The sequence below is a fragment of the Pseudomonas sp. B329 genome (genome assembly GCF_023127835.1).
In the GTDB taxonomy this organism is placed as follows: Bacteria; Pseudomonadota; Gammaproteobacteria; order Pseudomonadales; family Pseudomonadaceae; genus Aquipseudomonas; species Aquipseudomonas synxantha_A.
Window position 1 is genome coordinate 226,078 of the sequence record NZ_SPKP01000021.1, and the last position, 7,406, is coordinate 233,483.

9 protein-coding genes are annotated in these 7,406 nt (G+C 60.6%); 5 read left to right on the plus strand and 4 right to left on the minus strand.

Annotation, left to right across the window (positions count from 1 at the left end; translation table 11 throughout):
• Nucleotides 1-58: 58 nt before the first annotated feature.
• Both E4P00_RS13410 and E4P00_RS13415 read left to right on the plus strand, forming a co-directional pair.
• Nucleotides 59-742, plus strand: a complete 684-nt coding sequence (locus E4P00_RS13410) for a DNA-3-methyladenine glycosylase (protein WP_005791771.1) — start codon at nt 59-61, stop codon at nt 740-742.
• Between the two features lie 141 nt (nt 743-883).
• Entirely contained in the window at nt 884-2,200 is a 1,317-nt protein-coding gene (locus E4P00_RS13415) for a bifunctional DedA family/phosphatase PAP2 family protein (protein WP_032879286.1), read from the plus strand.
• Here the strand turns inward: E4P00_RS13415 and E4P00_RS13420 are convergent.
• The 4 genes from E4P00_RS13420 to E4P00_RS13435 form a co-directional block, all read right to left on the minus strand.
• Nucleotides 2,194-2,409: a hypothetical protein gene (locus tag E4P00_RS13420; RefSeq protein WP_032881203.1), complete on the minus strand. Its 216-nt coding sequence runs from the start codon at nt 2,407-2,409 to the stop codon at nt 2,194-2,196. The genes E4P00_RS13415 and E4P00_RS13420 overlap by 7 nt on opposite strands.
• Before the next feature lie 100 nt (nt 2,410-2,509).
• Nucleotides 2,510-3,100, minus strand: a complete 591-nt coding sequence (locus E4P00_RS13425; RefSeq protein ID WP_032879285.1) for an LON peptidase substrate-binding domain-containing protein — start codon at nt 3,098-3,100, stop codon at nt 2,510-2,512.
• A 22-nt stretch (nt 3,101-3,122) separates the two neighbouring features.
• A complete protein-coding gene (locus E4P00_RS13430; protein ID WP_005791780.1) occupies nt 3,123-3,839 on the minus strand; it encodes an LrgB family protein in 717 nt (238 codons plus the stop codon).
• Nucleotides 3,836-4,189 (minus strand): CidA/LrgA family protein, encoded by a 354-nt coding sequence (locus E4P00_RS13435; protein ID WP_005791782.1) that lies wholly within the window; start codon nt 4,187-4,189, stop codon nt 3,836-3,838. The genes E4P00_RS13430 and E4P00_RS13435 overlap by 4 nt, the downstream gene beginning before the upstream one ends.
• A gap of 185 nt (nt 4,190-4,374) precedes the next feature.
• Here E4P00_RS13435 and E4P00_RS13440 point away from each other — a divergent pair, with 185 nt between their 5' ends.
• From E4P00_RS13440 to E4P00_RS13450, 3 genes are all read left to right on the plus strand, one after another.
• Complete coding sequence (locus E4P00_RS13440) at nt 4,375-4,830, plus strand: MaoC family dehydratase (RefSeq protein WP_005791783.1); 456 nt, start codon at nt 4,375-4,377, stop codon at nt 4,828-4,830.
• A 105-nt stretch (nt 4,831-4,935) separates the two neighbouring features.
• Nucleotides 4,936-6,654: a C13 family peptidase gene (locus tag E4P00_RS13445; RefSeq protein ID WP_248131710.1), complete on the plus strand. Its 1,719-nt coding sequence runs from the start codon at nt 4,936-4,938 to the stop codon at nt 6,652-6,654.
• Nucleotides 6,655-6,683: 29 nt separating this feature from the next.
• Nucleotides 6,684-7,325 (plus strand): oxidoreductase, encoded by a 642-nt coding sequence (locus E4P00_RS13450; protein ID WP_032879283.1) that lies wholly within the window; start codon nt 6,684-6,686, stop codon nt 7,323-7,325.
• Nucleotides 7,326-7,406 lie beyond the last annotated feature (81 nt).

The following is a 7,406-nucleotide window of genomic DNA, read 5'->3' on the forward strand; positions in this document are numbered from 1 at the left end:
AATTAAGGTGAGAGTTGTTATTATTCCGTCACATTTAGCCGTAATAACCCTGAACGCCATGCCCGGACTTACCGCCCCACTCCCCGCAAGCGCCCTGCCCGACGGCTTCTTCGACCGCGATGCACAACTGCTCGCGCAAGAACTGTTGGGGAAAATCATTCGCCACCGTGTTGGTGATCTCTGGCTTTCGGCGCGAATTATTGAAACCGAAGCCTATTACGTGGCCGAAAAAGGCAGCCATGCGTCGCTGGGCTACACAGAAAAGCGTAAGGCTTTGTTTCTGGATGGCGGTCATATCTATATGTACTACGCCAGGGGCGGTGATTCCCTGAACTTCAGCGCCCACGGCCCGGGGAATGCCGTGCTGATCAAGTCGGCTTACCCGTGGGTCGATGAAATCTGCGGGCCGGCGAGCCTGGCGCAAATGCTGTTGAACAACCCCAACCCCGACGGCAGCCCGCGCCCGGCGCAGAAGCTGTGCGCCGGGCAGACCCTGTTGTGCAAGGCACTGGGCCTGAAAGTGCCGATGTGGGACGCCAAGCGCTTCGATCAGGAACTGCTGTATGTCGAAGATGTGGGCCAGGTGCCCACACAGATTATCCAGACCACCCGGCTGGGCATTCCCAGCGGGCGCGATGAACACTTGATGTACCGCTTCGTCGATGCCGGCTATGCGCCGTACTGCACGCGGAACCCGCTGCGTCGCGGGCAGGTCGAAGGCCGCGATTATTTTTTGATCTAACGGGCGACACATCCCATGTGGGAGCTGGCTTGCCTGCGATAGCGGTGGGCCAGGCAACTTCCATGCTGGCCATGCCGCAGCCATCGCAGGCAAGCCAGCTCCCACAGTGGAAATTCACCGTCTCATTATGGAGTGGATTGTATGGGCCAATGGCTCGATAGCATCACCGGCTGGCTGACCCTGAACCCGCAATGGCTGGCAGCCGCGGTGTTTATTGTCGCGTGCGTGGAGTGCCTGGCCATTGCCGGGCTAATCGTGCCGGGCACGGTATTGCTGTTTGCGATTGCCGCACTGGCCGGCAGCGGTGCGCTGTCACTGAGTGAAACCCTGCTGCTGGGCTTCCTCGGCGGTCTATTGGGCGACGGGGTTTCCTACTACCTGGGCCGACATTTCCATCAGAACATCCGGCGCTTGCCGGGCCTGCGACATCATCCGGAATGGATGAATGGCGCAGAAACCTACTTCCACAAGTACGGAATCGCCAGCTTGCTGGTCGGGCGCTTCATCGGGCCATTGCGCCCCATGCTGCCGATGGTCGCCGGTATGTGCGACATGCCGTTCCCGCGCTTTGCGATCGTCAGCCTGATCGCCGCCGCCGGTTGGTCAGTGGCGTATCTGCTGCCGGGCTGGGCAGCCGGTGCCGCGTTCCGCCTGCCCTTGCCGGAAGGTTTCTGGCCGGAAGCGGCGATTGTCGCGGCGTGCCTGGCGGCGCTGTTGGGATTAAGTTTGAACAGCAGCCTGCGCGCCCATCGTCGCGCAACGTTGTGGATCGGTTGTGCCAGCCTGACCTTGCTGATCGCGCTGTTTATCGGCTACCCGCATCTCAATGACTTCGATCAGGGCCTGAGCGCCCTGGTGCAGGAGCATCGCAGCCCGTGGCTGGATGAGGTGATGGTGCGGATCACGCAATTGGGCGAGTTCAAGAAAATGTTCGTCGCCAGCGCGGTGTTCACCGCCCTGTTGTTTGTGGCCCGGCAATGGCGCCACGCGCTGTTTGTGGGAGCGACCCTGGCAGGCGCGGCGGTGATCAACACCGGCACCAAGCTGTTTTTTGCCCGCGGCCGCCCGGAGATTCTGACCGACCCGTTGACCAGTTTCAGTATGCCCAGCGGCCATGCCTCCGGCGCTTTTGCGTTCTTCCTGGCGCTCGCGGTATTGGCCGGTCGCGGCCAACCCACGCGATTGCGCCTGACCTGGATGCTGCTGGGCTGCATACCCGCCGCATTCATTGCTCTGTCGCGGGTTTACCTGGGCGCTCACTGGCCCAGCGACATCCTCGCAGGCACGCTACTGGCCATGACGGTGTGTGCATTCAGCCTGACCGTGATCCAGTACCGCAGCCCGCTGCCGGCAATGACGCAAAAAGCCTGGTGGCTGGTATTGCCGGCGGTGGTGGCGGTGCTCGGCTTCATTGCATTCACCGGCACCTCCCATGCATTGCTCAGGTACGCCTACTGACCCTTGGCCGGGCCAATCCAGTCCACTGAAGCAGAGCGACGCTCCACGCAACGCTCGCGTCGCTCCAGCAGCATCTCGTCGGCAATGTCGGCGGCGCGCTCTGCGATGTACTCTGCGCCCCGGGTGGCGTCCTGCTGGAGCAATTGCGTGGTCACGCTGACAAAATACGTGTCCCAGGCGACTTGTTCCGATGGTGTCAGACGAATCATGGTCATCCCCGATCATTATGGTGTGATCGGAAAATATTGCAGGCGCCGCGCCTGAAATGACGTAGCAAAATCCGAAAGCAACCGCAGAAAATTCTGTATCTCAGGTGAACAACTCACCCTGCAATTCATCCAGCAACATCTGAATGGCATCCAGCCGCTGCTGCGGATCGTCAATTCGCAGCAAGTCGACCTTATCGGCGTCGGTAAACGGCAGCAGGTACGCCAGTTGGTTGCCGAGGGCCTGCTGGCTTTCGGCATGGGCGTTCATCTCCAGCGAAGCCACCATCGGGTGCTCCGCCAGGGCCTCCAGCAGCGCCAGCAAGTCGGCGTCCTCTTCTTCCAGAGGCCGATCCGGCATCTCCTCCAACCATTTAACCTCGGCCACCAGCAATTGATCTTTCTGCACCGTGACGTCTAGTACGCGGAAACGCCGGCCACCCTCGACACGAATCCCCAGCAGGCCATTGTCCTGCTGTTTGAAGTCGCGAATAAACGCTTCGCAGCCGATCAGCGCGTAGCCGTCCGGGGCTATGCCCACTTCCTGGTCATTGAAGATGCACACCACACCAAAGCTTTCGCCCTTTTTCATGCAGCGACTGATCATGTCCAGGTAGCGCGCCTCGAATATCTGCAGGTCGAGGGTGCAGCCTGGGAACAGCACAGTGTTGAGTGGGAACAGCGCCAGACTCATAACGGTTTCCTTAAAACCCGGGTTAAACAATTACCGACACGGCCAACGGCAGAAACACCGCCGTCGCCACGCCCATCAGGCTCATGGCCAGCGCCGCAAAGGCGCCGCACTCTTCGCTTTCCTGCAGGGCCACCGAGGTGCCGACCGCATGGGCGGTCATGCCCAGCGCCATGCCCCGCGCTTCAGGGCTGTGCACGCCCAGGCGCGACAGATACGCCGGGCCGATCATCGCGCCGACCACCCCGGTGATCAGTACAAACACTGCCGCCAATGCCGCCACGCCACCAATCTGTTCGGCGACCAGCATGGCAATCGGCGACGTCACCGACTTGGGTGCCATGGTCATCAGCACCCTGTGTTCGGCACCAAACCACCACCCCAACAGCACACACAAGCCGGTAGCCAACACCCCGCCTACCACCAGCGTAGTAAAAATCGGCCAGAACAATTGGCGAATCCGCCGCAGGTTGAGATAAAGCGGTACCGCCAATGCCACCGTCGCAGGCCCCAGCAGGATCCCCATGATCTCGGTGCTTTCGCGGTACTCGGCGTAACTCAGGCCACAGGCGAGCAACACACCGATCACCAGCAACATCGACACCAGCACCGGTTGCAGGAAGATCCAGCGGGTTTTCTCATACCCCGCCAGCACCAGCTGATAGGCGCCCAGGGTGATACCGATGCCGAACAACGGATGATGAATGACCGCCGTCCAGGCGCCCTGCCAGTCAAGCATCATTGGTCCTTCTCCTTGCGCCTGACCATCTGCTGCATCAGCACACCGACAAAGCCCATGGCGATCACCAGCGACAACACCAGCGCCCCGACGATAGCCCAGAAGTCCGCGACAATGTCCTTGGCGTAGACCATCACTCCCACGGCGGGCGGCACCAACAGCAACGGCAGATAACGCAACAGGCTGCCAGCCGCCAGGCTCAGCGGCTCGCCGACTTCACCGCGCCAGACCAGAAAGCCCAGCATCAGCAGCAGCCCGATGATCGGCCCCGGCAGTACCGGCAACAGCAAATGATTGATCGCCGTACCGATCAATTGAAACAGCACCAGCCAAGTCAGGCCACGTAACAGCATCCCGCTCTCTCCCCCCTCAAAGCCCATGCGCATTATAAGCACGCCCGCCCTATGCCCAGGCATTCGCCAAAAGCATGTTGGGTTGACCGGGCCATTTGCCCATGATGATCTACATTGGTTCTCTGTATCCCATATAAAACCCCTTATCAACGGGGGATAAAAATGATGAACCCAGGAGAGACGCAATGCCCTATGTACCCGTAGCGCAGCTCAAAGATTATGTCGGCAAGGAACTGGGACGTTCCGAATGGCTCACCATCGACCAGGCGCGCATCAACCTGTTCGCAGAGGCCACCGGCGATCATCAGTTCATCCACGTCGACCCGGTCAAGGCCGCACAAACCCCGTTCGGCAGCACCATCGCCCACGGTTTCCTGTCACTGTCACTGATGCCCAAGCTGATGGAAGACATCCTGATCATGCCCGAGGGCTTGAAAATGGCCGTCAACTACGGCCTGGACAGTGTGCGCTTCATCCAGCCGGTGAAGGTCGACTCCAAGGTGCGCCTGAACGTCACGCTCACCGACGTCACCGAGAAAAAACCCGGCCAATGGCTGTTCAAGGCCACCGCCACCCTGGAAATCGAAGGCCAGGAGAAACCTGCCTATATTGCCGAGTCGCTGTCACTCTGCTTCGTGTAAGGCCGACCCTGTGGCGAGGCAATAAACCTTGCCACAGTGTATGTAAATTTATGTATGAATCTCGCGGCTGCGGCATACTCGGCGCTCAATTATCCGGATCCCGCTATGCGCCCACTCGCTCCCCTTGCCCTTGCCCTGTTGCTGACCGCTTGCGGAGACGGCGAATCGCTGTTGCCGCCCGATGCGCGCCTGCCCGATGGCGGCCGCTACCGTGGCGATGTGGTCAACGGCCTGCTGCAAGGCCAGGGCCGCGTGGACTACCCCAACGGCAGTTGGTACGCCGGCCAGTTCGATAAAGGCCAGTGGCACGGCCAGGGCGAATGGCATGGCAGCAATGGCGAAGTCTATAAAGGCCAGTTCCAGCAGGGCCTGTTTGATGGCCAGGGCAGCTTGACTACCACGGGCAGCAGCTATGTCGGCAGCTTCAAGAACGGTCGACGCGATGGCGAAGGCACCCTCAAAGAAGGGCAGATGACCTATCGCGGCGAGTTCAAGGACGACCAGTACGCAGGCCTCGGTCGCCTGGAATTGGCCGATGGCAGCCAGTACCAGGGCCAATTTGCCCACGGCAAGCCCAATGGTGAAGGCCAGCGCAATGACGACAGCGGCAATCAGTTCAGCGGCCACTTTGTCGATGGCCAACTGGAAGGCAATGGCACCTTCAATAGCGCTGAGGGCGATATCTATATCGGCCAATTCAAGCAGAACCAACTCAACGGCAAAGGCCGCTATGAAAACGCCGACGGCGACGTATGGGTCGGCCAGTTCAAGGAAGGCGCCCTCAGTGGCAAAGGCGAATTGATTGGCGCCGATGGCAGCCACTACGTCGGTCAGTTCAGTGACTGGCGCTTTACCGGTGAGGGGCGCCTGAACCTCACCGATGGCAGCTTCTATATCGGTGGCTTCGACAGCGACAACTATCAGGGGCGTGGCACCCTCGTGCTCACCGACGGCACCGTGCAGGCCGGCACCTGGGTCAATGGCCTGCGCGTGCGCGATGCCGATGGCAAGTTGCTGCCCGACCCACTGGAAACCGGCCTATTGGCCCAAGGCCGCTTGCTCGACGAGGCCCTGGCCGCCGTTCCGGCCTCGACACCTGCCGTCGAGCTTTATACGTTGGCGTTGGCAGGTGACGGCAAGCAAAGCGTGTTTCTGCGCGAAGCCGATTACGTCAGCAACCTGCTCACCACCCGCTTCGGCGCGCGCGGGCAGGTCCGCCTGGTCAACCACCGTGACCACATCGCCGACCGTCCGCTGGCCACCCGCGAAAGCCTGCGGCGTTCCGTGCAAACCCTGGCCGAACGTACCGGGCCCGAAGACCTGGTGTTCATCTACTTGACCAGCCACGGCACCCATGAACATGAGTTGGTGCTCGACCAGCCGCGCATGGAACTGGCCGACCTGCCCGCCGATGAACTGGCCGCCGTGCTGGCGCCGTTGAAAAACCGCGACAAGATCATCGTGATTTCCGCCTGCTACTCCGGCGGTTTCATTCCGGCCCTGAAAGATGAGCGCACGCTGATCATGACGGCATCCCGTGCGGATCGCGTGTCCTTTGGCTGTTCAGAAGAGGCGGACTTTACCTACTTTGGCGATGCCCTTTTCGCACAAGCCTTCAACCAAACGGACGATTTGCAACACGCGTTCAAACTGGCACAACTGCATGTGGCCGAACGCGAACAGGCGAACAACTTCGAAGCCTCAGAACCGCAGATATGGGCGCCCAAAGGCGTGATCGCCCATTGGCAACTATTACGCAAACAGCAGGCACGAAAGGCGCTCGAAAGCGTCTCAATGAATAGCAAGGAAGCCAAAGGCAACTAAGCTGTAACGTGTAACAAGGGGGAAACATCATGTACCTGACACCTCAGCATATCTTGCTGGCCGGGGCCTCTGGCCTCACCGGCGAACACCTGCTTGATCGCCTGCTCAACGAACCCACCGTGACCCGTGTACTGGCGCCGAGCCGCAAGCCGCTGGCTGAACACCCACGCCTGGAAAACCCGGTGGGCGACCCTGCAGTGTTCCTGCCGCAACTGAGCGGCCGGGTGGACATTGCCTTTTGCTGCCTGGGCACCACGATCAAGAAAGCCGGCTCGGAAACGGCGTTCCGTGCGGTCGATCTGGACATGGTGGTGGCCTTCGCCAAGCGCGCTCGGGAACTGGGTGCGCGGCATCTGATCGTGATCAGTGCGATCGGCGCCGACCCGAAATCCTCAGTGTTCTACAACCGAGTCAAGGGCGAAATGGAGCAGGCACTCAAAGCCCAGGACTGGCCGCAACTGACCATCGTGCGACCTTCCTTGCTGCTGGGGGAGCGGCTGGAACCGCGTCTGGCCGAACAGCTGGCCGGGCCGTTGTCGCGTTTGATTCCGGGCAAGTACCACGGCATCGAAGTCTGCGAACTGGCTCGCGCCATGTGGCGCCTGGCGCTGGAAGAACAGGATGGCGTACGGGTGGTGGAGTCGGATGAGCTGCGCAAGCTCGGCAAGTAAGAACGCCAATCCAAATGTGGGAGGGGGCTTGAACTGGCCTAATGAATTTGGACACATCAATAGGGCGCTATGATGGCGCCC

What these genes read in the sequence shown, in the direction of transcription:
- E4P00_RS13410 (WP_005791771.1), top strand. Translation starts at nt 59, where the DNA reads ATGCCCGGACTTACCGCCCCACTCCCCGCAAGCGCCCTGCCCGACGGC.
- E4P00_RS13415 (WP_032879286.1), top strand. Translation starts at nt 884, where the DNA reads ATGGGCCAATGGCTCGATAGCATCACCGGCTGGCTGACCCTGAACCCG.
- E4P00_RS13420 (WP_032881203.1), bottom strand. Translation starts at nt 2,409, where the DNA reads ATGATTCGTCTGACACCATCGGAACAAGTCGCCTGGGACACGTATTTT.
- E4P00_RS13425 (WP_032879285.1), bottom strand. Translation starts at nt 3,100, where the DNA reads ATGAGTCTGGCGCTGTTCCCACTCAACACTGTGCTGTTCCCAGGCTGC.
- E4P00_RS13430 (WP_005791780.1), bottom strand. Translation starts at nt 3,839, where the DNA reads ATGATGCTTGACTGGCAGGGCGCCTGGACGGCGGTCATTCATCATCCG.
- E4P00_RS13435 (WP_005791782.1), bottom strand. Translation starts at nt 4,189, where the DNA reads ATGCTGTTACGTGGCCTGACTTGGCTGGTGCTGTTTCAATTGATCGGT.
- E4P00_RS13440 (WP_005791783.1), top strand. Translation starts at nt 4,375, where the DNA reads ATGCCCTATGTACCCGTAGCGCAGCTCAAAGATTATGTCGGCAAGGAA.
- E4P00_RS13445 (WP_248131710.1), top strand. Translation starts at nt 4,936, where the DNA reads ATGCGCCCACTCGCTCCCCTTGCCCTTGCCCTGTTGCTGACCGCTTGC.
- E4P00_RS13450 (WP_032879283.1), top strand. Translation starts at nt 6,684, where the DNA reads ATGTACCTGACACCTCAGCATATCTTGCTGGCCGGGGCCTCTGGCCTC.